At 44.5% G+C, this 24,228-nt stretch carries 19 protein-coding genes and 1 tRNA gene; 4 read left to right on the top strand and 16 right to left on the bottom strand.

Annotated elements, in window-relative coordinates; genetic code table 11:
- Positions 1-185: 185 nt before the first annotated feature.
- From AAEY72_RS13680 to rimO, 12 genes are all read right to left on the bottom strand, one after another.
- Positions 186-1,538, bottom strand: a complete 1,353-nt coding sequence (locus AAEY72_RS13680) for a sodium-dependent transporter (RefSeq protein WP_352310982.1) — start codon at positions 1,536-1,538, stop codon at positions 186-188.
- Between the two features lie 316 nt (positions 1,539-1,854).
- Entirely contained in the window at positions 1,855-2,634 is a 780-nt protein-coding gene (gene lpxA, locus AAEY72_RS13675; RefSeq protein ID WP_189580617.1) for an acyl-ACP--UDP-N-acetylglucosamine O-acyltransferase, read from the bottom strand.
- A gap of 181 nt (positions 2,635-2,815) precedes the next feature.
- A complete protein-coding gene (fabZ, locus tag AAEY72_RS13670) occupies positions 2,816-3,325 on the bottom strand; it encodes a 3-hydroxyacyl-ACP dehydratase FabZ (RefSeq protein ID WP_189580613.1) in 510 nt (169 codons plus the stop codon).
- An 82-nt stretch (positions 3,326-3,407) separates the two neighbouring features.
- Positions 3,408-4,424, bottom strand: a complete 1,017-nt coding sequence (lpxD, locus tag AAEY72_RS13665) for a UDP-3-O-(3-hydroxymyristoyl)glucosamine N-acyltransferase (RefSeq protein WP_352310979.1) — start codon at positions 4,422-4,424, stop codon at positions 3,408-3,410.
- Positions 4,425-4,565: 141 nt separating this feature from the next.
- Entirely contained in the window at positions 4,566-6,998 is a 2,433-nt protein-coding gene (gene bamA, locus AAEY72_RS13660) for an outer membrane protein assembly factor BamA (RefSeq protein ID WP_189580608.1), read from the bottom strand.
- Between the two features lie 263 nt (positions 6,999-7,261).
- A complete protein-coding gene (rseP, locus tag AAEY72_RS13655; protein ID WP_352310977.1) occupies positions 7,262-8,638 on the bottom strand; it encodes an RIP metalloprotease RseP in 1,377 nt (458 codons plus the stop codon).
- Positions 8,639-8,988: 350 nt separating this feature from the next.
- Positions 8,989-10,197 (bottom strand): 1-deoxy-D-xylulose-5-phosphate reductoisomerase, encoded by a 1,209-nt coding sequence (gene ispC / locus AAEY72_RS13650; RefSeq protein WP_352310975.1) that lies wholly within the window; start codon positions 10,195-10,197, stop codon positions 8,989-8,991.
- A gap of 202 nt (positions 10,198-10,399) precedes the next feature.
- Complete coding sequence (locus tag AAEY72_RS13645) at positions 10,400-11,209, bottom strand: phosphatidate cytidylyltransferase (protein ID WP_010200237.1); 810 nt, start codon at positions 11,207-11,209, stop codon at positions 10,400-10,402.
- Positions 11,210-11,495: 286 nt separating this feature from the next.
- The gene (gene uppS / locus AAEY72_RS13640; RefSeq protein ID WP_352310973.1) at positions 11,496-12,251 is read right to left on the bottom strand and encodes a polyprenyl diphosphate synthase; all 756 of its coding nucleotides are present in this window, start codon (positions 12,249-12,251) and stop codon (positions 11,496-11,498) included.
- 353 nt (positions 12,252-12,604) lie between these two features.
- Positions 12,605-13,159: a ribosome recycling factor gene (gene frr / locus AAEY72_RS13635; protein ID WP_010200239.1), complete on the bottom strand. Its 555-nt coding sequence runs from the start codon at positions 13,157-13,159 to the stop codon at positions 12,605-12,607.
- Between the two features lie 130 nt (positions 13,160-13,289).
- Positions 13,290-14,015: a UMP kinase gene (gene pyrH / locus AAEY72_RS13630; RefSeq protein ID WP_010200240.1), complete on the bottom strand. Its 726-nt coding sequence runs from the start codon at positions 14,013-14,015 to the stop codon at positions 13,290-13,292.
- 233 nt (positions 14,016-14,248) lie between these two features.
- On the bottom strand, positions 14,249-15,829 hold the full coding sequence (gene rimO, locus AAEY72_RS13625) for a 30S ribosomal protein S12 methylthiotransferase RimO (RefSeq protein ID WP_194619055.1): 1,581 nt from the start codon (positions 15,827-15,829) through the stop codon (positions 14,249-14,251).
- Between the two features lie 151 nt (positions 15,830-15,980).
- Here rimO and AAEY72_RS13620 point away from each other — a divergent pair, with 151 nt between their 5' ends.
- The 3 genes from AAEY72_RS13620 (at position 15,981) to AAEY72_RS13610 (ending at position 19,611) form a co-directional block, all read left to right on the top strand.
- Positions 15,981-17,369: a two-component system sensor histidine kinase NtrB gene (locus AAEY72_RS13620; RefSeq protein WP_352310970.1), complete on the top strand. Its 1,389-nt coding sequence runs from the start codon at positions 15,981-15,983 to the stop codon at positions 17,367-17,369.
- Between the two features lie 120 nt (positions 17,370-17,489).
- On the top strand, positions 17,490-19,307 hold the full coding sequence (locus tag AAEY72_RS13615) for a sigma 54-interacting transcriptional regulator (RefSeq protein ID WP_502945384.1): 1,818 nt from the start codon (positions 17,490-17,492) through the stop codon (positions 19,305-19,307).
- A 219-nt stretch (positions 19,308-19,526) separates the two neighbouring features.
- Positions 19,527-19,611, top strand: a tRNA-Leu gene (locus AAEY72_RS13610).
- A gap of 83 nt (positions 19,612-19,694) precedes the next feature.
- Here AAEY72_RS13610 and AAEY72_RS13605 read toward each other — a convergent pair.
- Complete coding sequence (locus AAEY72_RS13605; protein ID WP_352310966.1) at positions 19,695-20,690, bottom strand: serine/threonine protein kinase; 996 nt, start codon at positions 20,688-20,690, stop codon at positions 19,695-19,697.
- Between the two features lie 83 nt (positions 20,691-20,773).
- On the opposite strand from AAEY72_RS13605, the gene AAEY72_RS13600 reads away from it, so the two are divergent.
- Positions 20,774-21,766: an ATP-binding protein gene (locus tag AAEY72_RS13600; protein ID WP_352310964.1), complete on the top strand. Its 993-nt coding sequence runs from the start codon at positions 20,774-20,776 to the stop codon at positions 21,764-21,766.
- Between the two features lie 24 nt (positions 21,767-21,790).
- Here the strand turns inward: AAEY72_RS13600 and AAEY72_RS13595 are convergent, their stop codons facing one another.
- From AAEY72_RS13595 to AAEY72_RS13585, 3 genes are all read right to left on the bottom strand, one after another.
- Positions 21,791-22,900 carry an MBL fold metallo-hydrolase gene (locus AAEY72_RS13595; protein WP_352310962.1) on the bottom strand — a complete coding sequence of 370 codons (1,110 nt, stop codon included), beginning with the start codon at positions 22,898-22,900 and terminating at the stop codon, positions 21,791-21,793.
- Between the two features lie 43 nt (positions 22,901-22,943).
- Positions 22,944-23,201, bottom strand: coding sequence for a hypothetical protein (locus tag AAEY72_RS13590; protein WP_352310960.1), 258 nt, complete (start codon positions 23,199-23,201; stop codon positions 22,944-22,946).
- 92 nt (positions 23,202-23,293) lie between these two features.
- The gene (locus AAEY72_RS13585; RefSeq protein ID WP_189580454.1) at positions 23,294-23,962 is read right to left on the bottom strand and encodes a glutathione S-transferase; all 669 of its coding nucleotides are present in this window, start codon (positions 23,960-23,962) and stop codon (positions 23,294-23,296) included.
- Positions 23,963-24,228 lie beyond the last annotated feature (266 nt).

Below are 24,228 nucleotides of genomic sequence, written 5' to 3'. Positions count from 1 at the left end.
TTATCACTACAAAAAGGGCAGTTTTTTGATTCATGGCGTTGATTCCTTGCAAATATAGACAGTATATAGCGTTAGACCCTACGCCAGCATGAATAATGTCCATTACACCTAAATACAAAAAGGGCTTAAGAATTATCTTAAGCCCTTTTTAGTGTGTTGCTTTTATTATTTCTAATTAATCAGTACTAGCCCATTAACGAGGTTACAAATACCACGATCACGGCAATTGGTGCTACGAACTTAGCGACAATTTGCCAAAGCTGCCAAGCACCATTCGATAAGCCAAGCTCTTGTTGAATAGTACGTTGATCCATTTTCCAAGCAAGGAAAATAATCGCCGCCAGACCCGTCAATGGCAATAAGAATTTGCTGGTAATTTTGTCCAAGGCATCAAAAATACCATTGCCCATAATCGTAAACTCAGACCATAGATTAAATGATAATAAAGCGGCGATGCCCAATAACCAAATCACTGTACTTGCAACGATGGTTGATACGGTACGATTCATCGAAGTACGTTCTTCTAAAAACTCAACCGTTGGCTCAAGTAATGAGATAGATGAGGTAATAGCAGCAAAAGTAATGAGTAAGAAGAATAAAGTACCAATGATCGTACCTGCGCCCATACTACCAAAAGCAATCGGCAAGCTCACAAAGATAAGACCAGGACCTGAAGCAGGATCAAGACCATTGCTAAAGATAATTGGGAAGATAGCTAAACCAGCTGCTAAGGCAATGACCGTATCCAAAATAACCACGGTACGTGCGGTCTTAAGCAAATTCACTTCTCGACCCAAGTATGAGCCGTAAGCAACCATGATACCCATACCAATAGATAGCGTGAAGAAAGCATGTCCTAAAGCTGCAAGCATAACGTCAGCGGTCAGCTTGCTAAGATCTGGCGTAAATAGGTAAGCTACTGCTTCACCAAAGCCACCATTTATCACGTTATAACCAACGATGACAAATAAAATCACACCTAGTAGCGGCATTAAAACTTTGGCAGTGGTTTCGATACCTTTGGTCACACCAATACCAACAATCAAAGCGGTCAACGCCATAAATACGGTATGCCAAATCGTCAGCGTACCAGCTGAAGCGAGCATGGCATCAAAGGTCGCAGCGACAGAATCACTATCTTGACCTACAAAACTTCCCGTACCTACTTTAGTAATATAATTGAGCGCCCAACCACCGATCACACTATAAAAAGATAGGATCAAAAAGCCGCCCAAAATACCAGTGGCCCCAACGATACCCCAACTGCGTGACTTACCTTCGCTTGCGGCTACGTCTGCAAAAGTATTGACTGGGTTTTTTTGCCCACGACGACCAATCAACCATTCAGCAACTAAGATAGGAAAACCTACCAGCGCGATACAGAATAAATAAGCAATAACAAAAGCTGAACCACCGCTTTCACCAACCATATATGGAAATTTCCATATGTTTCCTAAACCTACTGCTGAACCAACCGCTGCTAATACGAAGCCAAAACTTGAGCTCCACTGTGCATGTTCTTGTTTATTGATAGCCATTTTTTCTGTCCTCGTGCTTCAATTAATGTCGCTTATAATCTTCCATGATTATTTTAAATAGTCCTCCGTACCACAGACTATCTAATCAACGCTTCAATGTGACGCGCCTAGCAACATTATGAAAGAATTGTTTACAATATCGTAAACGCTCAGTTTCTGCTAAGCGACCAAAAAAGTCAAGTAGTCATAAACATAAAAAGCCATAACAATTGGCTATGGCTTTTTATGTTTATGACTACTTAACAACCGTTTGGTTCATCGAATCTTCGACAAGGTAATGCTCTAACTTTCTATCCGTACACTATCTATCACCTGACTAGCGAACGACACCCCGACGACTTTTTTGTAAAGAATCAATAAGCAGCTGAATTTTTGGCTCTTTCGGTAATAGCTCTTGCTTTAGAATTTCAAGCGATTGAGCCGTCGTTAAGCCTGATCTAAAGATCGTGCGATACGCTTGACGTAAGATGTCAATCGTGTGCTTAGACCAGTCTTTACGGCGCATGCCTTCTACATTGAGGCCATGAGTTTTTGCCGGATTGCCAGACACCATAGTAAAGGCTGCTACATCTTTTAAGATTAAACTGGCACCGCCCACCAAACTATAATCATCCACGGTACAGAACTGATGAATACCTGAGTTACCACCGATAATCGTATGATCGCCAATCGTTACATGGCCTGCGATGCCAACATTATTAGCCAATACGTTATGATCACCAATCAAGCAGTCATGAGCAATGTGCGTATTAACCATCATCAGGTTGTGGCTACCAATTTTGGTCAGTCCACCATCTTGGGCTGTGCCACGATGTAAGCTACAAGCTTCTCGAACGGTATTATGATCGCCAATCTCAAGCCAAGTACGCTCACCTGCATACTTCAAATCCTGTGGATCTTCACCGATGCTGGCGAACTGATAAAACTGATTGTGGCTGCCAATACGGGTAAGTCTTGCCACGACGACATGCCGATGCAGCGTCGTATAGGCACCAATCGTCACCTCATCGCCAACAATACAATAAGGACCGATGATAGCAGTCTCATCAATCTGAGCGGACGGTGAGATGAGTGCTGTTGGATGGATCTGACTCATAATTTAGGCCTTTGTATCATCTGATGCAAGTAAATAGTAAAACAAATACAACCAATTTAACTTTATAAATTAAGCCAATACCCGTTCAGATTATAATGATTAGTGGTTAGTACTATCGCCGATATAAGCGTCAGTCTTTGAACGATTGAACCAGTCTTCATTCCAAGATGGTGAAGATAAACTACTGCTCTTGGCGGGCAATCATGACTTGAGCACTCGCAGCAAGCTCATTTTCAACATGTACCGTACAATCGAATTTATAAATACCGCGCTTTTGCATAACCGTTTTGGCACGGATAATCAGTTGATCACCAGGAATGACGCGGCGCTTAAAACGCACCTTATCCACCCCTGCAAACAGATATAGATAGCCATCTTCGGCAGTCAATCCGGCACTAATAAAGCCTAATACGCCAGAAACTTGCGCCATGGACTCTACCATTAATACCCCTGGCATAATCGGTTCATCAGGAAAATGGCCATTGAAAAATTCTTCATTAATGGTCACGTTTTTGATACCAGTAATGCATTCCCCAGGCTGACAAGCGATAATTTTGTCTACCAACATAAAAGGATAACGGTGTGGTAAATAATGCTTGAGCGTATGATAGGTTAGCGGCAACGTCAGACCTTGCTCCGCTAAGCTTTTGATGTCTTCGTCGGATGGGATATCGATATGGGTACTGCTCATAATGACGCTTCCTTGCTATATTAAAAAAGCTGTATGTTAAAAGCTATGTTAAAAAATTTATGGATGACGAACTTGTAAGGCATTATTCACTGCCGAGCTGACGAAAGCGTACAGCGGCACGGCGCCACTTAGCAGTCGGCATGGCAGCTGTTCCAGAGGAATATGACCCTGCGACCTTAATGGACTTGGTCACCATGGTCATTCCCGACAACGTCACATCGTCGGTGATATCAATATGACCAGTGATACCAACTGCCCCACCGATAACACAGCGTTTGCCAATACTCGTGCTGCCCGCTATTGCCGTGTGGGCAGCAATAGCCGTCCCATCACCGATGTGCACGTTATGGGCAACCTGTACAAGATTGTCAATAATAACATGATTGCCAATTACCGTGTCATCAATAGCACCGCGATCAATACAGGTCTGGCTACCAATACGTACATGGTCGCCGATGATCACACGACCAAGCTGAGCGATGCGCTCCCAGCCCGTAATACTCGGGTCTCTGGTTGGGGCAAAACCAAAGCCTTCAGACCCTACGCTGACGCCAGCATGCAGCCTAACATGATTGCCAATAATACAGTCATGGCCGATGACGACTTGCGACTTGATGAGGCAATCAGTACCAATAGTACTGTGGGGTTCGACGACCACATGGGCATCAAGACGACTACGCGCACCAATGCTCGTATTGTCACCAATCACACAAAACGGACCAATACTGACCTGTTCACCAATGATCGCACTATCCGCAATGACCGCACTAGGATGGATACCAACCTTTGGCGTTTGACGAGCAAATAGTTGACTGGCACTCGCATAAGCTAAATAAGGCGCTGCCACTACCAGTGCTATCGACATTGCTGGTACTTGGTCACGGTATTCAGCAGTGACAAACACTGCCGCTGCCTGACTGTTGGTCAAGCTAGAGACGTAATGAGAATTTGCCAAAAAGCTTAATTGTGCATCATTAGCAGTGGTTAAACTACCAACACTGTTGAGTGTCAGCTGTAACTGTTCAGCGCTAAGATCAGCCTTATTAATGATAGGCTGACGCTGCTCAATCCGCGTGATAAGTTGCTCAATCGTTATCATAGTTGGCATTAACATTAGAATGAATAAAAGGGTCATCAAGTTGAAACATCAACTCGATGACCTATGGAGATCAGATTTTTTATTGATTTATAATATTGACTTAATATAAGCCATCAAACCAAGCTAATAAGCGCTGGCAACTTAGAACGTGCTACCAATCTGGAACTGTACTTTCTCAGTCTCATCACCTTCTTTATCACCGAACGGTACGGCATAACTCAGTGAAATTGGGCCGATTGGCGTATACCAAGTCACACCTGCACCCGCACTATACCGCATGTCATTATCTTGCGTTAATAGCTTTATTTCACTGCCATCTGAATTCTTAGTCGGGTCACCCGTATTAGGGTCAATAAACGTACGATCTTCTTTACTCGTGGTATCAAATACTTGACCACCTTCAGCAAATAGCACTGGGCGCACTTGATCTGCCCAATCACCTTTAAATGGCATTGGTAAGATCAGCTCACTACCAAAGCTGACCAAGGCATTACCACCGACCTCTTCGTCTTTAAAGCGGCTGTCACTATTAATCGCGTCAAAATAACCTTGTGATTTAGGACCTAGTGTTGACGCTTCATAGCCACGCACCGAGCCGTAACCACCAGCATAAAAGTTTTCGTAGAAGGGTAAGTCATTGCCATAACCGAGCTTGGTATAACCACGTGCGACTAGATCTTTATAAAGTGGATAGTACACATTGCCTTGATAAACGAGTTTTTGATAATTGGCATCACCAAGACCAATGGTCGCGTCAACCGTATGACTCATGCCTTTGGTCGGAAATACTGGGCGATCTAAAGTGCTGTAATCCCAACCAAACAGCAAGTTATAGGTCTGATAGTCGTTTTTGAAGCCAGTACGACCTTCAAAGTCTCCAGTAAAGTTTTCAAACGATCCACCATCATCGATAATCTGTTGTACGTTTGATACACCAAGGAAGCGACCACCACGTACTGAGGTATTATCAACGTTTAGACCAGCACTAACACGCTTGGTTTCATCGACAGGATAGCTATAGTTCAGCGTAGCACCATAAGAATCGGTGACATAGTTACTGACGTTTCTGTCATCATATTTGGTTTCGCGATAATAGGCACTCAGACCCTGAGAAACACCGTTTTCGGTGAAATACGGATCGGTATAACCCAAGCTATAAGAATCGCGGGTTTCTGAACGTGATAACGCTGCTTTAACGCGGTTACCCGTACCCATAAAGTTATTTTGCGTCAAATCTAACTGAAAAGTAACACCGCCGCTTTGCGAGTAACCGGCAGCAATCGTTGAGCTACCAGAAGGCTGCTCTTCAACCGTGAAATTCACATCCATTTGGTCTGGCTGATTGGGTACTGGCTTGACATCGACGTTGACTGCTTTAAAGAAACCTGTACGCATCAGACGCGTACGTGACAACTGAATTTTTTCGCTAGAGGCGAGTGCGCCTTCCAGTTGACGCATTTCACGACGCAGTACCACATCCTGAGTTTTGGTATTACCCGTAAAGTTAATACGGCGCACATAGATAGGGCGTGCTGGATCGATATAATAATCGACATCGACCATTTTAGTATCATCGTTGATACGCGGCACTGGTCGAATTTGTGCTAAATAATAACCTTCATTCCCATAACGGCTCTTTAGAGAAGCAGTCGTGGCATCAAGCTTGGCTTGTGAATACTTTTCATTCTGCTCAAAAGTAACCAATTCTTTAAGCTCATTGGTCTCAAATGTCGGCTTACCTAAAAAATTCACTTCCCCAAACTGATATTGCTCGCCTTCACTCAAGCTGACTTCGATAAAGACGCTGCGTTTGTCTTCACTGATATTGAGTACCGCATTATCCACGTTAAAACGCACATAACCATCGTTCTGATACAGCGCTTTCAAATTCTCTAAACTGGCAGCCAGCTTTTCTTTTGCGTAGCGATCAGACTTAGACAGCAAACGTGTCCATGACGACTCTTTGACAGCGAAAACGTCTTTAATCTCTTCGTCACTAAAATGTGTGTTACCAATAACATTGATATCAACCACTTTAGCAGGCTTACCTTCGATAAAGCGCACATCAAGCTTGACACGGTTGCCATCCAGTAGCGTTTGATCAACTTCGATATTACTATTGTAATAACCTTGGCTAATATATTGCTGCTGTAGTTCATTGGCGACGCCCTGCAATGTCGATTGCTTAAGCACACTACCGACTGACAGACCAGCGTTGCCAAGTCCTTGCTCTAGACCTTCTTTTGGAATGAGCTTATTACCTTCGAAACTGACCTCAGCAATAATTGGACGCTCAACGACATCAAATCGTAGCTGACCGCCTTCGACACGGCTTTGGATGTCGGCAAAGTTATCAGTCGCATATAGCGCCTTAATACTGGCTGCCAGACTACTATCATTCGCCGTGTCGCCTACCGAAATAGGTAAAACCGGATAGAGACTATCAGGAGTTAGGCGTTGTAAACCATTGAAACCGATGTCAGTGACCACAAATTCTGCCGCCTGTACAGGCATACTCATCATCGCTACAACTAACGGCAACCCTGCCGCGCTCATAAATAAAGGCGTACGCATAAACACTATCCGTCAATAAAAAACTTGCTGAAGTTAAGTTAAAAAGCACATGTTGTCTAGCCCAATCCGAGTGAAATCATTCGCTCACTCGCGGGAGACTCAGGACACTTTATATAAAACGCATCATAAAATAAACTAAAAATTACGATTAGTACAGAGACAGCGATACAAAAGAGCGCAGCACGCCTACCAATAATCAGCGCAAGATACGCGCAAAACCATTAGTGTATCGCGGCTTACCCTTTAGGCTGCTCTGTAGTCTATCAAAACAGCCGACTGATATCATTACCAATTGCTAACACCATGAAACCTGCCAGCAAGAGTAAGCCGATATTTAGCCCTGCCATTTGTATCCCTTCCGAGAGAGGCTTACCACGTATCAGCTCTATGAGATAATACACAATATGACCACCATCTAACACTGGAATCGGTAAAAGATTGAGTACGGCGAGGCTCAGGCTAATCAAAGCAGCGGTGGACAATACCATCTGCCAACTGATATCAAAGCTTTGTTTGGCGACTTTAGCAATCGTAATAGGCCCTGATAAATTGTCCAGACCAATCATACCTGAGAGCATTTTGCCCATTGAGCTAACTGTCATCACTGCCAACTGTTCTGTTTTTTCAAACGACTTAACCAATGACTCACCAGGACCATACACGACAGTGGCTTTATAAGCATCGGGAATGACAATCTCAGACTGCGCTACCATAGCACCAATTTGTCCAAAGTCATTACCTAGATTGTCTTTTTTACCTTGCGGCATAATCTGTAATTGAACGGATTTTCCGTCACGCAAAACCATAAAATTGAGCAGTGTTTCAGGATTATCGCGGATGATACGGGTAGCACTAATCCAATCTTTGATTTCTGTATCATGGATAGCTGTGATGCGATCACCGACTTTTAACCCCTGCCGACTGGCAGCACCATCAGCACTCAAATCACCAACGATAGGTTCAATATCTGGCTGCCATGGTAGCATGCCAAAGCTCGTTAGCGCGTCTTTACCTTGCGAGGTGCCTTGCATAAAGGTTTTAACGGGTGCTTGATAAGTCTTCGTTGCATTGGAAGCCTGTGACTCTGATTGCAAGGTAATACTAACGTTGTCAGTCTCGCCCATCCGTCCAGCAAGGCGATAATTAATACCTTCCCACGTTTGCACCTCATGACCATCAATCGCAACGATTTTATCACCAACGGGCAGCTGTGCTATAGCCGCTGGTGTATCAGGTAGTACTTGCCCAATCTTCGTCGCCAACTGCTCTGATGGCGTCATAAATAACACCCAAAACAACGCAATCGCGATAACAAAGTTCATGATAGGGCCAGCGGCAACGATGGCAATCTTTTTTAGCGGATGCTGACGATTAAAGGCCAAATGTAGCTCATCTTTGGCTACCTCGCCTTCACGCTCATCCAGCATCTTGACATAACCACCCAGCGGCAGCGCTGAGATACGATAATCAATGCCGCTCTTTTTGCTCGTCCAGCCAAAGAGTTTGGGACCAAAACCGATAGAATAGGTCAATACTTTAACGCCGCAGAGTCGCGCTACAATGTAGTGCCCCCATTCGTGTAAGGCAATAAGCGGACCTAAGACCAATATTGCCGCAAGGAGCGTTAATAAAAACGTCATGATCTTTTCTCAGTATTTTCTCTTAGCATGTTCTATTAATATCACTTTTAAACTAGGGTCTGTTGAACATTCAAATGTGGAACTGGCAGTGGCTATTTTTTAGACAATATGCAGTGAAATTTTTGACGCCTAGTCATTCTAGGGTAGACAATTTCGCCATATATTGGCAAAAAATAGTCCTGCCCCTGCTTGTATACTTAGGGCTGCTACTAAAACCATCCCAAACGTTGTTGTAAACCTAGCTAAGGTCTCGACATTATCGTCGGTTTACGCCTAGTTTGGGATGGTTTTAGCGATCAGCAGTCCTAATATTTGAATGTTCAACAGACCCTAAGAAACTCTTGCCATGATTATGCCAACTTTGCCACAAGCTTGTCAGTAAGATGGCGCGCTATCTTATCAATTGTTAATATATCTTCTATGTCAGCCGTGTCGTTTAATGGTGGTACCTGTATGTCATTTAAGGCTTGCTCATTAATATCAGCAATATCCGTCAAACAAATCTGACCGTTCAAAAATGCAGCAACGGCAATTTCATTAGCAGCGTTAAGCACAATCGTTGCCTGTGTGCCTGCTTGCATGGCTTGACGGGCAAGACGCAAACACGCAAACTTCTGCAAATCAGGCTGAATAAATTGTAGAGCACTTAGCGCAAACAAGTCTAAAGGCTGCGAGCCGCTTTCGATACGATCAGGGTAACTGAGCGCATGCGCAATCGGAGTTTTCATGTCTGGGCTGCCGAGCTGCGCTAAAAAGCTGCCATCGCTATATTCTACCATTGAGTGGATGATACTTTGTGGATGAATGACCACATTTATCTTATCTTCAGGCAAATCAAATAAATGACAAGCCTCAATCAACTCAAGTCCCTTGTTCATCATCGTTGCAGAATCGACCGATATCTTTTGCCCCATCGACCAGTTTGGGTGTTTAACGGCTTCAGCGACGCTCGCTTGCTGCATCTGAGCAAATGACTGCTGCAAAAATGGCCCGCCAGATGCGGTTAACCATAGCTTACGGACACCATGGTTTGGCTGATGAATTTGAGTGTTATCTCGTTGAATAGCGAGCGGCAGACACTGAAAAATTGCATTATGTTCAGAATCGAGCGGCAGCAAGGTGGCATTGTTCGCTTTAACGGCATTTATCATTACCTGACCTGCCATTACCAACGCTTCTTTATTTGCCAATAAAATACGCTTGCCTGCCCGTGCGGCGGCCAAAGTAGAAGGCAGGCCAGCTGCGCCAACAATAGCAGCGATAACGGTATCAGTTTGCGTATCGGTAGCAATATCGACCAGCCCTGCTGCCCCGCCTACCACATCGATATTGAGACCTTCCGCGCTGAGGCGTTTGGCAAAGTCATCGACTGCGGCTGTCGGCACGCTGACACGCTTGGGCAAAAACTGCTGGCAAAGCGCAAACAATTTGTCTAAGCGGTGGTAGCCTGATAGCGCATAGACTTGGTAATTGAGCGGTTGCGCCGCCAAAATTGCTAGCGTGCTATCGCCAATCGAGCCTGTTGCGCCTAGTACGGCGATGCGTTGCGTCATAACCATCGGTGCCCACAATATTGTTACTGTTAAAATTTAAATAAAAAATCAGGAGAGTTAATAAGGTATGAATAACAGCAAAGCATCAATGCTAGTTATATCGATGCTAGATCATGTCGATGCTTTATTATAATAGATAAAACTAAGGTGTTGGCAAAAACCAGTCGCCAAATCAGACTCAGCAAATCAATGAGCCTGCATCAGTCTCTTAAACGACGATGAGACCCAGCTGCTGTATCGCCCAAAAGCCAAGCGCAAATATTGGCGTGGCAGACAATAGCGAATCAATACGGTCAAGTATCCCGCCATGCCCCGGTAAAATCGTTCCTGAGTCTTTCACATCAGCACGGCGCTTGAGCATTGATTCAAACAAATCACCGAGTACAGAGGCAAGAATAGTGATGGCTGATAGCGACACAAATGCGATTAACGGTACACCAGTTAATTGCAGTTTGAAGACACTAATAGCAACCACAACTAGCAGACCAGTCACAAGACCGCCAGCCAACCCTTCCATGCTCTTGTTAGGTGAGACGTTCGGTGCCATTTTTCGGCGACCGAGCTTGCGACCTACAAAATAAGCACCACTGTCCGCACACCAAACCAGTAAGAATACGTAGAGTAGCCACCATGCTGACAGCTGCCACAAATAAAACATAGCCGTAATCGATGCGGTCAATATAACTGCACCCATCAACGCTAGTTTCTTTCCGTACCAATTGGTGTGCGTCGGGAATACCCTGACCCAAGATAGCGCCATCAACCATATAGCGAGTGAAGCCACCCACCAAAACAGCCAAGTTACTTTGAACATCAGCGAAACTAAAGTCAGTACCAATACCAATACCACAAACACCGCAGGCTGGCGCCACTTTGGCATCAGCTTTGTCCATTCATGCGCCGCGATAATCACGCCAATGGCCAATAATGGGGCAAACAAGATAGGGGTTTGGCTCGCAAACATTGCAATACCAACGATAATAACGAGAACGATTGCCGTTTTAATTCGTTGCCACATACTTGTCGAACCTTATAATAATGAAAAATGTCTGGTCAAAAAGTGCCTTATATAAAAGTGTCTTATATAGTAGCTAATCTACAATAGCCTACTAATGGCGATTGAGACCAATTAAAGCGGTTTGTGACTGCACAAGCAAGTAATATTAATGGCTTGATAGATTTTTCGAATACACACGTTTCAAAACAGTGACTGTATTTCGTCAATAAATGCCAGCGAATATGCTACAGATTTAATAATGAATCAAGTCATCATGAACCACTCGATCCTGACTAAATCAGTGGCTTTAGCGCTGCTGCTCTGTCACTATCTGCTCGCTGGTTTTGCCAAAACGGCGTTGGCGCTGAGCGAACTCTGCTACCATCGCTGCCAACTCATCGGCAGTAAAGTTCGGCCATAATGTCTGGGTAAAGAACAGCTCAGCATAAGCTGATTGCCACAATAAAAAGTTAGAAATTCGGTACTCGCCGCCCGTCCGCACCAACATATCAACTGCAGGCGCATCGGCTAATTGCACATAGTTACCAAGCATTTCTTTATCAATTTCTGCAGCGCGCAACTCACCGGCTTCTACCTGCTGTGCCAGCTGTTTTGCGGCGTTGGCGATGTCCCACTGCCCCCCATAACTAATGGCAATAACCAATGTCATGGCTTCAAAATGAGCCGTTTCTGCTTCTGCATCTGCCATCAATGTCTGTAAATCATGACTAAGCTGGCTACGATCACCGATGAAACGCAAGCGAATTCGGTACTCATTCATACGCGGCATCTGCTCATGAATGGTCGATGTTAGCAGCTGCATTAATAGCGCCACCTCGCTAGGGGGACGTTGCCAGTTTTCACTGGAAAAAGCAAATACTGTTAATACTTCGATACCCGCGTCGACACAATACTCCACGATAGGATCTAGCGCATCTTTACCTGCCACATGGCCTTGGCCTTTGCCGAGCGCATTGGCTGTACCATAGCGATTATTACCATCCATGATAATGGCGATATGACGAGGAATGAGTACAGGAGCCAAAACGGTGGGAGTAGACATGGGCGATACGACTTATTGTTGAGGTAAAATAATGTATTGAGGTAAAACAATCATAACGCGCTCTATCGCATTAAAAAAGCGTCATGCTTAAGATTCATAAACTTATCATAAACCAGTCTAGAGCTAATGAGGATTGGAAAACCATTTTTGTAAACTGTTAAGGCCTATTTGCGAGCTATTAAAGAAACGTTATAAAACTCTGTGCTTATGTCATCACAATCCATATAGCAATAGACAGCCAATAGTGATTGACCATTAGCTGTCTATTATTATGATATTGTCTGCATCAAAAAACTTAATTTTTAAGCGCTTGATTTATTTTTTATTGATAAAAAATAAATCAAAGACAGTGCTTAAACGTCCATCAAATCGCTTTCTTTTTTGGTCAGACTTTTATCGATAGTTTCGATATATTTGTCAGTGATTTTTTGGATATCATCACTGGCGCGGCGCTCGTCATCTTCTGAGATTTCTTTTTCTTTGGCCAGCTCTTTGATGTCATTCATCATATCGCGGCGGATATTACGGATAGAGACTCGGCTGTTCTCTGCTTCTCCACGCGCAAGCTTTTGCATGTCGCGGCGCGTTTCTTCGGTCAATGCTGGCATCGGTACACGAATCACATCAGCGGTCATTGGGTTCAAACCCAGATCTGCTTCACGAATGGCTTTATCAATCGCTTGTACCATAGTACGGTCAAACGGTTGAACAAGTAACGTACGTGAGTCTTCAACGTTCACACTGGCTACCTGATTAAGTGCTGTATCAGAACCGTAATAGCTGACCATCACACCTGACAACATACCTGGATGCGCACGACCCGTACGAACTTTACTAAAAGTGCTCTCAAGCGCTTCCAGTGTCTTTTGCATGCGTGCTTCGCCGTCTTGCTTAATCTCTTTGATCATCATGTATCCTTATTTATCGCTATCGACAAATCATTCATTGTTGTTAATTATTAAGGTATTAACTGTTAAACCAGTGAGCTATTTATTGCCATTGCCATAATAGTGCTAATGACCGCTGTATCAATATGAATTAATGAAAAACTCGTGTGCCTTCATTTTCGCCCATGATGACATTCAATAAAGCATTGGGTTTGGTCATATCAAACACTTGTAGCGGCACGTTGTGCTCACGGCATAAAGCAATCGCGGTCAAATCCATAACGCCAAGCTTTTGTTCTAATACTTCATCAAAAGTCAAACCGTCGTACTTCACTGCGTCGTCATGTAAGCTTGGGTCTTTGTCATAAACCCCGTCTACTTTGGTGGCTTTTAGAATCAAGCCCGCTTCGATTTCAATACCGCGCAGGCAAGCAGCCGTATCAGTGGTAAAGAAAGGATTGCCCGTACCTGCGACAAAGATACACACTTCGCCATTTTTTAGGTAGCGAATGGCGTTGCGACTGCTATAGCTTTCGGTCACTTCTCCAATAGGCAAAGCTGACATCAAACGCGTTTTGATATTGCGACGCTCAAGGGCATCACGCATCGCCAGACCGTTCATGACCGTCGCTAGCATACCCATCTGATCACCGGTGACGCGACCAACCAAGCCTTCTTTTTGTAACTGGGCACCGCGATATAAGTTACCACCGCCGACCACGATACCGACTTGTACCCCAAGCCCTCGCAAATGCGCGATAGACAAACTCATCTTATCGAGCACTTCGGTATCAATACCCATGTCTTTGCTACCGGCTAAGGCTTCACCAGAGAGTTTCAGCAAGATACGAGAGTAACGCGGGTTTTTGTCAGACATGAGGTCACCTTATTTCGTTAAACTATAGTTTCGTTAAATTATAATTAAAATCATCGGTAAAACACAAATACAGTTAGCCTTTAAACTCGCTTATACCGCCATACGTGATGGCAGGCATGTAAAAAGGCTAAATTGCGCTAATTGTAGCAAAAACTGCCTACCATTGGGCAATTTTCACTCACATATTATCGTAGTCATTTAACCTTTATAGCGGTCATTTAAATAGCACTCATCTAACCTTGGTAACTGGCAAACAAATCGTATTCGCTAGCATCATCAATCGTGACCGTGAGGAATTGTCCGACTTTGACTTGTGCATTGATATCATCAACATAGACATGACCATCAATCTCAGGGGCGTCAGCGTAGCTGCGGCAAATCGCAATGCCTTCTTCACTATCAATCTCATCGACCAATACCGTCAAGGTTTTGCCGATTTTTTCTTGCAGCTTCTGTGCTGAGATGTCTTGCTGTAGCGCCATGAAACGCTCATAGCGTTCTTGCTTGACGGCTTCAGGGACGTGATCTGGCAAATCATTAGCCACTGCGCCTTCGACTTCTGAATAAGTAAAGGCACCGACGCGATCAAGGCGAGCTTCGACCAACCAATCAAGCAGGCATTGAAAATCTTCTTCCGTCTCACCAGGGAAACCAACGACGAACGTTGAACGAATAACGATGTCTGGACAAATCTCACGCCACGCTTTGATACGCGCCAAGGTGTTTTCGCTGTGCGCTGGACGCTTCATTGCCTTTAGGATGCGATGGCTGGCATGTTGGAACGGAATATCAAGATAAGGCAATAATTTCTTCTCGCCCATCAACTCAACGACTTTGTCCACATGCGGATACGGATAGACATAATGCAGACGCACCCAAATACCTAAATCGTTCAATGCTTGGCATAAGTCATAAAACTTTGACTTGAGCGGCATACCATTCCAAAAACTGGTTCTATACTTCAAATCCAGTCCATAAGCAGAGGTATCTTGCGAAATAATTAGCAGCTCTTTCACGCCAGCGTTTTTTAGCGCCATGGCTTCGTTCATGACATTATCAATCGGGCGCGAGACCAAATCTCCGCGCAAGCTTGGAATAATGCAGAAAGTACAACGATGGTTACAGCCTTCCGATATTTTTAGATAAGCATAATGGCTTGGGGTTAATTTGATACCCGCCTCATTGATTAAATTTATCTTTGGGTCATAGTTTGCGTCCAAACTGCGGTTCGGCTTGGGTACATGCTGCGCCACTGCCGTAATCACTTCGTCATACGCATGCGCACCGGTCACGGCTAGCACGGCTGGGTGCATGGCGCGGATTTTGTCCGCTTCTTTACCCAAGCAACCAGTGACGATCACTTTACCGTTTTTGCTAATGGCTTCACCGATGGCGTCCAATGATTCTTGCACTGCAGATTCAATAAAGCCGCAGGTATTGACCACGACGAGATCGGCACCTTCGTAATCACTGGCAACTTGATACCCATCACGGCTCAATTCTGTAATAATACGCTCACTATCCACTAGTGCCTTTGGGCAACCTAATGATACAAAACCAATCTTTGGCGCGGCACTAACAGGCATCGTGGCAGTCGCATTGGCTGTCGTAACCTCACTACTTTGCTCAATGCTACGGTTTTGATTGTGATTGGCTTTATGATGGTAAGGTTCACTGCTATCCGTCGAGCTTTGCGCAGGCGTTGCTGTCGGCTTGGCAGGATTAAAGAGGGTGGCAGTGTCTTTTGGAGCAATAGACGCTGACGAGGATGTTACGATTGTCGTATTAATAGACTCGATAGAAGTTTTGGGCATGGCTGACCTTGCTAGAGATAAATTGGCTGAGCGCATTGTACGTTTTTTTTGTGATAATCACCAGTTTTGCCGCGCTAGTGTATTGATTTATGGTTAAATATTACGTTCAGTATTATTCTTTATTAGGCACTGACAATATTAGGCACTGACAATGACAGCTGATTTTACAACCGCCAAACCGACTCCTGACTTAGCCTTTATATCACAGCATTTATTCACCGCTATCTTGTGGGTCAATGACGAGCTAGTCATTACGTGGCTAAATGCCCAAGCTGAACAACTACTAGCCATCAGCAGTGAACGCTTGCTCAATCAGTCAATATTGACCCTGCTCGCAACCGATGAATTAAAGCTCGACGAGCGCGATGCGCTGGCTTTGAACTCTGACCAATTGGATAATCACTGCGCCTTGACCGAGCGATTTCATCAAGCAAAGCAATATCAACAACCCTTTATCGATCATGATCACATCATCAGAACCCCACTCAATGGCAACTTACCGCTCTCAATCGACTATAGCGTGACGCCTGTCATCTATGAGCAGCAACCTTACTTTATCATTGAGATGTGGGGTAAAGACCGCCAAAGCCGTATCTCAGAAGAGCAACGTCAGCAGCAGCAATATAATGTTGCCCGTCATATGCTGCGTTCGGTTGCCCATGAAATCAAAAACCCATTGGCAGGTATTCGCGGCGCGGCACAACTATTACAGCGACAATTTATCAAATTCAGCGAGGCGACTGCTTTACATAACCCTCCGTCTCCTGCTATTAGCGATATAAATTCAGCGCAGAATAGCGATAGGCAGTTGCAAAAAACAGCGCAGAAGCTCCGCAGCTATACCGATATCATTATCTCGGAGACAGACCGCTTAACCCATCTTATCGGACAGTTTCTTGGCTCCAATCAGCTACCAAACTGGCAAATGCTTAACATTCATGAGCCACTTGAGCATGTTTTAACCTTAGTGCTCAATCAGTACCCCCAAGTTACACTGCAACGTGATTATGATTTGTCGTTACCCGAGTTATGCGCTGATAAAGATCAGTTGATTCAAGTGTTTTTAAACCTAATTAACAATGCCTGTGAATCAATGACTGAGTTTGAGCAGACACTTCAACAAAACGCGCCAGCCAAAGCTGATCAATTACCTTCAGATATTTTGCATAGTAATCTTGAGGTTGAGAAAAACTATCAACCAAAACTGCATATTCAAACGCGTGTTGCCTTCCAACATACGATTGGCAGCCAACAGCACAAACAAGCTTTGCAAGTTAGCATTACAGATAACGGCTCAGGGATAGATGCAGCGCTGATTGGGCAGATATTTTTCCCGATGGTGACCAGTCGTGCCGCTGGTACTGGTCTTGGCTTATCGATTGTGCAAGATATTATCAGCTGCCATCATGGTATGATTGACGTCAGCTCAAATCAAGCACAAAGCGCTAACCCAAATTCTAATCCCAGTTATAATTACAATAACAGTCAGACTCGTTTTACGCTGTACTTACCCTTTAAACAGCCCGCAACCGATGCGTAAAAATCATGGCTGAACCTATCAAACAACAACCCTGAATCACTTGCTCATTAGGCCTGATACATGACTGCATATAACGACAACCTTAAATCTAACAGCGACAATCAAGGCTCGAATGATAAAATGTCTGGTAATCAAATATCTGACAGCCAAACACTTAATAACCAAGCACTTAATAACCAAGCTATGAAAGTAACGGTCAATAATGCGCCTGCTGACAACCCTGCGACCTTATGGCTCATCGATGACGATGCAGCGTTGCGCTTGGTGTTGGCGGATACTTTTGAAGATGCTGGGTTGACGGTCATCAGCTTTACCCAAGCACAAGCAGCATGGACACGCCTCAATGATATCTTGCAGCAGCGCGAGTCAGCCACGCAGCTACCGGATGTGATATTGACTGATATTCGGATGCCAATGATGGACGGCTTGTCTTTTAGCGACTGGGTGCATAAGCACTTCCCTGCGTTGCCGATTGTCATCATGACAGCGCATTCAGACTTGACCTCTGCCATCAATAGCTATCAGACAGGAGCATTTGAATATCTGCCGAAGCCGTTTGACCTAGATGATGCAGTCGCTACGATTTATAAAGCGATTAATTTTCAACCAGACATGGCGAAAATAGATCAACCAAATGAGTCGGATGCCAAAACAACTGCAAATAAATCGCCTGAGACAGATACGAAGTCCATTAGTAAAAATAAAGCCACTCATAACACTAAGACAGCCACCAAAGCCCATAAGACGACTAAAAACAAAGCTGAGATCAAAACTGATACACAAGCCAATGACAATCCCAGCGGCATCATTGGTCAGTCACAAGCGATGCAAACAGTGTTTCGTGCGATTGGGCGATTGGCGCACTCACCCATTACCGTTTTGATTACCGGTGAATCAGGCACAGGGAAAGAGCTGGTCGCCAGTGCCCTGCATCAGCATTCACCGCGTCACCAGCAATCATTCATTGCCCTCAATATGGCCGCGATTCCGCACGATTTGATTGAGTCGGAGTTATTCGGTCACGAAAAAGGGGCGTTCACTGGTGCAACGACGACACGGCAAGGTCGTTTTGAGCAAGCTGATGGCGGTACGTTATTTTTGGATGAAATCGGTGACATGCCATTTAGCACCCAAACGCGGCTGCTACGGGTATTGGCAAACGGTGAGTTCTTCCGTGTGGGCGGACAGCAACCGGTCAAAGTGGACGTGCGCATCATTGCTGCCACCCATCAAAACTTGGAAGAACTGGTCAAACTAGGTCGGTTCCGTGAGGATTTATTTTATCGTCTCAATGTCATTCGTCTACCGCTGCCACCACTACGGACGCGCCGCGAAGATATTCCTGCTTTAACCAGTTATTTTATGCAACGAGCTGCTAAGCAAATGAACACCGCCTTAAAACAGCTACAGCCTGCTGCGCTACAGATTATGCAAGCCTTTGACTGGCGCGGTAATGTTCGTCAACTTGAGAACGTCTGCCTATGGCTAACGGTCATGGCAACCGGAGATACAGTCATGGTTGATGACTTGCCGCCAGAGCTGCTTGAAGCGATGCCAGCAAACACAGAGTTGCAGCCACAACAAACGTCATCCTCGTCTGAATTTGATCAGTACAACCAACAGCACAACGGTGATAGCTCACATAACCCCAATATAGATAGCAATAATTTAAACATCCAAACTCAAAACATCGCTAAAAATCCAAGTTGGCAGCAGGCATTGGCAGAGTGGGCCAAACAAGCGCTACAAACAGGCGAAACTGACATCTTGCAAACGGCAACGCCTGAGTTCGAACGAGTGTTACTTACAGCGGCACTCAATCATAGCGGTGGCAAAAAGATAGCGGCTGCCAACTTACTCGGCTGGGGACGTAATACGCTCACCCGTAAATTACAGCAGTTAGATATGTCAGCAGCAGAAACGCAGACCAAAGAGTAATAAAAGCGCAAAATCATTAAATTAATAATTCCAGTAAAATCAATTATTTATTATATAAATTAGAAATAATCGTTAAATAATTAAAAATAATTGCAAAAAGGGCTTGTCAAACCATTCAAACTCTATATAATAGCCAACCACTGAGACGCACTACCGAATCAGTTAACTATCTATGTTGTGTTTGAGTTTAAACGCTAATAATGATAGAGTAACGAAAATGGGGCTGTGGCGGAATTGGTAGACGCACCAGATTTAGGTTCTGGCGCCGCAAGGTGTGAGAGTTCGAGTCTCTCCAGCCCCACCATTTTCGGATAGTACATCTTAGACCAAATATCAAAACCTGCTTTTTAGCAGGTTTTTTTGTGTCTGGAGTTTGGTTATCTATTATCACAAATGCTCTAAACCCTCCAACACCTCATCCATACTCTGATACCGCTTCTCTACCCGCTTCGCTAACACTTTATTAATAATACATTGATAGCGACTATATTCTAGCGGCAAAGCTGGCATAGGCTGTTGACAATGTTGCGTCGCCCAGTCAATCATTGGATCGCTACTTTGTTTATTTATCTTAAATGGTCGCACGCCCATTAATACCTCAACCATCATTATCCCAAATGCATAGATATCACTTTGCACCGTTGCGCCCTGCCCTTGCCAACGCTCAGGTGCGAGATACGCTGGCGTGCCAGCAGGATTTTCCACACTTATTGCGTTGCAGCGCTGCGCTAAGGCAAAATCGGTCAACAGTAAATCAGGCATTACACTGCTATTATCCGCACTATTTGGTAACAAACCATCTAGCAAAATATTACTGGGCTTTATATCATTATGTAGCCAGCCAGTCTTATGTAAATCGGCGATAAGATGGGCCGACTGCACAATGAAGTGATGCTTTCTTTGAGTGCTTAATATCGAATGATTGCGAGAATTAATCTGAGCTGCCAAGCTACCACTAGGATAATAAGGCATGACAACTATCGTTAAGTAATGAGGTTGCTCTAATATTTGAACGGTTGGATTGTCATAGGCTAGGATGGATGGAGCAATAGCGGTCATATTATTTTTATTTTTTGCTAAAGCCATTAAAGACTTCAAAACGTTGGCTTCGTGATTTAAGTCAAAGGAGTTTTGATTGGTATCAGTACTCAATTGCCATTTAATCATCACGCTACCGAACTCTGGATGCTGAGCGCGGGTTAAGCCTTGATAATTCGTCTCGCTACCATTACTTTGTTGACTGATACGCTGATGCGCTATCTCATCATACTGCCGTGATGACAACTCGTAAGTAATTAGCGGCAATAACTGCGCGGCTTGAGATTGCAACGCTTGTATAATAGACAGATTACTGGCACTATTTTCCATGGTATTATTTTTCATATGACCAGTTTCTCATGATATGGCGAAGCCTTTATCAAACCGCTATTCCTAATTTAAACGCACCCTTAACTGTTAGAGTCATTATGTCGCAACCAGCCAATTCATCTAAGCCTTTTTGCTCATCCGAAGCAGCCAATCCATCTGCTGATTATGCCTTGCCCGCACCTTTATTAGACCTCCTCAGTCAATACCTGCAAGAGCAAGTCACGCCAACCATCGAGATTGATCCGAGCCAGCTTGCTTATCGCTGGGTCGGTGGACGCACCGGTCATTTGAAACCTTTAGCGGTCAATCTGTTCTTGAGCTTGGATGATTTACACGGTATCGACACACAAAAGTCGAAACTGGTACAAAACACGCGCCAGTTCCTAAAAGGCTACCCTGCCAATCACGTGCTGATGACGGGTACACGCGGTGCAGGTAAATCATCACTGATTCGCGCCTTGCTACAAGCTTATCATAGCGAAGGCTTGCGCATTATTGAGATTGCTCGTGATGATCTACAAGTGTTAGACAAGATTCGTGCAGCGATCAATAAGCTGCCCACAGATTGTAGTTGTCGCTATGTGGTCTACTGTGACGACTTGGCATTTGATGGTCAAGACGAGAGTTATCGCGCCCTAAAAAGCGTGCTTGATGGCTCGCTAGACTCTGAGCAAGACAAACTGCTGGTCTATGCCACCAGTAATCGCCGTCGCCTGCTACCGCAAATGATGAAAGACAATATTGATATTTACAATGGGCAGACGGATGAAGTCAACCCCTATGAAGCCATTGATGAAACCGTGTCGTTATCGGATCGATTTGGCTTATCATTGACCTTTCATCCCATGGATCAGCAGACTTATCTGCATATCGTTCAGCACTATCTGGATTTAGAGCAACAGAGGATTTCAGCCAGTATTGATACTGATATTGACCTTGATTTAACAGGCGAAAATCTGCCTGACAATATAAGAGCAGATGCTTTACGCTGGGCATCGGAACGTGGTGGGCGCTCGGGACGGGTCGCTTATCAATTCAGTCGCTATTGGAGCGGAAAAACGCAATTGGAAATTGCAGACGGTAAGCGCTAAGCCATATCTAACGCTAACCCATGTCTAATCACTGCGTGCAGAGCCTAGATACTGCACGCGGTTATCTTCTTCTTGGTTGCTTGCCAAATCAGCAGCACCATCGACTGTATATTGAGAAAAATCTGCTGCCAACCAGAGATTACCTTTGTAAACACTTTCTGCATCTAAGCGAATATGCCCCATGTTTGCCGTACTGCTATCTGGGTTATCAAAGCTTTGATAACGCGCGCTAAAATGGGTCAAAATCAAATTCTTAAGCCCGATATCTTGAGCAAATTTGCCCACCAATTGCGCACTACTATGCATGGGGTCAAAGTCTGGATTTTTGGCTTTGATTTTGCTTAAAAATTCATGAGTATAAGTGGCTTCATGCACCAGCAAATCCGTGTCAACCAACGCAGAGGTGAGACAAGCTGGCGTATCGTTATCCCCCGCTACCACTATCCGTGTGCGCTTAGCGTCATTATTGACATAATCTGCTGACCGCAGCTCACGACCGTCTTCGGTAATGATATCTTTGCCTTGCTGCAGTTTGCCCCACAGTGCACTTGCTGGAATGCCTTCTGCGGTCAACTTATCCGCATTAAGCGTGCGCTGACTGACAGTCTGAGTGATACCAAAACCATGAGAGGCGACGCGATGTGATAGTGGTGTGATATCAATATCAAGCTGATGCTGGCTGTCTAAACTGATACTTACCTGACCGTTACCCCCACTATCTTTCGACAATAACTCTTCAATCGCCATAAAATTGATGGCAAAGGGCAAATACAACTCTGTGGGGGCGGTAATAGCTTCAAGCAATGTAGCGATGGCTTTTGGTGCAATGAGGGTCAGCGGATCGCGACGTCCTGACATAGCCGCACTCGCCAGCAATCCTGGCAAACCATAGCAATGGTCGCCATGCACATGGGTAATACAAATGGCGGTTAATTGATGTAAGGAGAGCTTGGTGTGCAGCAATTGCTGCTGCGTACCTTCACCGCAATCAATCAATAGCCACGGACGCGATTTTTTAGGATGCTGACTAGCGCCCGATGAATAAGGATTCAAGCATTCGATCGCTAAGGCAGTGACATTGCGCTGTTTGGTTGGCACCCCTGCTGAAGTACCTAAAAAGGTCAGTTTGAACATGACTTAGCACTCATAGTACAAAATTATTAATGAATAATACGGCTTATGACAATTGGCACATCATGGTTCGATCGCCTACTACCATTTGTCCACCATTGGCAGTACACTCATTGACCATATTGGACTCATAAGACTTCCAACCACCATAAAAGCTCGCTACACATAGCAGCACGACCAGCAGTTTTTGTGACCACGCTTTGATAGACACCTGCTGGCTATTGATTTCTTGACGAGCAAGCGATGGGTTAGTATTGACATCGGTATCGATGCTTTTGTTATCAGATTTATTCAGGTCAGACATTACTTTATCCTAAAAAGGTTTTGTCTATGCATAAACAAAACCTTTTATCAAAATATTAAATCAAGCGCTTATATATGTGTAAACGCCAGCAACTAGAACTTAAGACGACCGCCCTTTTCTTCTGCGCTCTTAAAGGCATCACGCTCTTCACAGCGTTTTAGCCAATTTAAGATATTGGTATATTTATTCTTATCTAAGCCCGGACCAGCATTGGCACCTACTACCGCCAGATGCATCTGAATGTCGGCGGCGCTAAAATCTTCACCAGCGAACCAATGATTGTCCTGTAGATGCTGCTCCATCATGTCGAGTATTTTGTTTAAGCTGTTAGCAATCATGCTTTTTTCGACTTTTGCTTTGATGCCCTTGCTAACAGGTTTAATCAACATCGGCGATTGCTCAACCACTTTGGTAAACACCAATCGCATGATGAGCGGTGGCATCACAGACGCTTCAGCGAAATGCAACCAAAACGTATAGGCTTCCCACGCTGCTTCGTTGTCATCGGCAGGTTTGAACTGATGGGCTTTATCATAATGCTTGAGCAAATATTCGATGATAAACCCTGACTCAATCAGCGGGCGACCATCCACTTCCAATATCGGTGCATGACCGATCGGATGTATGGCTTTTAGACTCTCAGGCGCGCGGTAAGCTTTATTGCGCTCATAGCACGTCAGTTGATAATCAGCTTTGAGCTCTTCTAATAACCATAAAATGCGAAACGAGCGTGAGTTTGCTAAATGATGAAGGTGTAACATAAACCATCCTAGTAATAAGTAATTGTGAGTCCGCTATACTATTTTAGGGTGTGTCCTCATTCTGAACATGGTGATAAAAATGAGATAAATTGCAGCCAAACAAGGAAATTAGCACAGATAATATCGAGATATTAACCAGCTATTTGACACAGTTTGGCAAGATTTAGCCATTTTTGACCCATTTAAGTATTTTCGTTCAGATTGAGGACACGCCCTAGATATCATGTGCCAAATTAGGTCGAGTGTGATACTGCTGCTACTGATAA

It is taken from the genome of Psychrobacter sp. W2-37-MNA-CIBAN-0211, from assembly GCF_040309405.1.
Taxonomy (GTDB): Bacteria; Pseudomonadota; Gammaproteobacteria; order Pseudomonadales; family Moraxellaceae; genus Psychrobacter; species Psychrobacter glaciei.
The sequence above is the reverse complement of the archived record's forward strand: the minus strand, read 5'-3'. Positions and strand labels throughout refer to the sequence as shown.

Bases quoted from the DNA above. Each gene is read 5' to 3' on its own strand.
- AAEY72_RS13680 (WP_352310982.1), bottom strand. From the start codon at position 1,538: ATGGCTATCAATAAACAAGAACATGCACAGTGGAGCTCAAGTTTTGGC.
- lpxA (WP_189580617.1), bottom strand. From the start codon at position 2,634: ATGAGTCAGATCCATCCAACAGCACTCATCTCACCGTCCGCTCAGATT.
- fabZ (WP_189580613.1), bottom strand. From the start codon at position 3,325: ATGAGCAGTACCCATATCGATATCCCATCCGACGAAGACATCAAAAGC.
- lpxD (WP_352310979.1), bottom strand. From the start codon at position 4,424: ATGATAACGATTGAGCAACTTATCACGCGGATTGAGCAGCGTCAGCCT.
- bamA (WP_189580608.1), bottom strand. From the start codon at position 6,998: ATGCGTACGCCTTTATTTATGAGCGCGGCAGGGTTGCCGTTAGTTGTA.
- rseP (WP_352310977.1), bottom strand. From the start codon at position 8,638: ATGACGTTTTTATTAACGCTCCTTGCGGCAATATTGGTCTTAGGTCCG.
- ispC (WP_352310975.1), bottom strand. From the start codon at position 10,197: ATGGTTATGACGCAACGCATCGCCGTACTAGGCGCAACAGGCTCGATT.
- AAEY72_RS13645 (WP_010200237.1), bottom strand. From the start codon at position 11,209: ATGTGGCAACGAATTAAAACGGCAATCGTTCTCGTTATTATCGTTGGT.
- uppS (WP_352310973.1), bottom strand. From the start codon at position 12,251: ATGTCTACTCCCACCGTTTTGGCTCCTGTACTCATTCCTCGTCATATC.
- frr (WP_010200239.1), bottom strand. From the start codon at position 13,159: ATGATCAAAGAGATTAAGCAAGACGGCGAAGCACGCATGCAAAAGACA.
- pyrH (WP_010200240.1), bottom strand. From the start codon at position 14,015: ATGTCTGACAAAAACCCGCGTTACTCTCGTATCTTGCTGAAACTCTCT.
- rimO (WP_194619055.1), bottom strand. From the start codon at position 15,829: ATGCCCAAAACTTCTATCGAGTCTATTAATACGACAATCGTAACATCC.
- AAEY72_RS13620 (WP_352310970.1), top strand. From the start codon at position 15,981: ATGACAGCTGATTTTACAACCGCCAAACCGACTCCTGACTTAGCCTTT.
- AAEY72_RS13615 (WP_502945384.1), top strand. From the start codon at position 17,490: ATGTCTGGTAATCAAATATCTGACAGCCAAACACTTAATAACCAAGCA.
- AAEY72_RS13605 (WP_352310966.1), bottom strand. From the start codon at position 20,690: ATGAAAAATAATACCATGGAAAATAGTGCCAGTAATCTGTCTATTATA.
- AAEY72_RS13600 (WP_352310964.1), top strand. From the start codon at position 20,774: ATGTCGCAACCAGCCAATTCATCTAAGCCTTTTTGCTCATCCGAAGCA.
- AAEY72_RS13595 (WP_352310962.1), bottom strand. From the start codon at position 22,900: ATGTTCAAACTGACCTTTTTAGGTACTTCAGCAGGGGTGCCAACCAAA.
- AAEY72_RS13590 (WP_352310960.1), bottom strand. From the start codon at position 23,201: ATGTCTGACCTGAATAAATCTGATAACAAAAGCATCGATACCGATGTC.
- AAEY72_RS13585 (WP_189580454.1), bottom strand. From the start codon at position 23,962: ATGTTACACCTTCATCATTTAGCAAACTCACGCTCGTTTCGCATTTTA.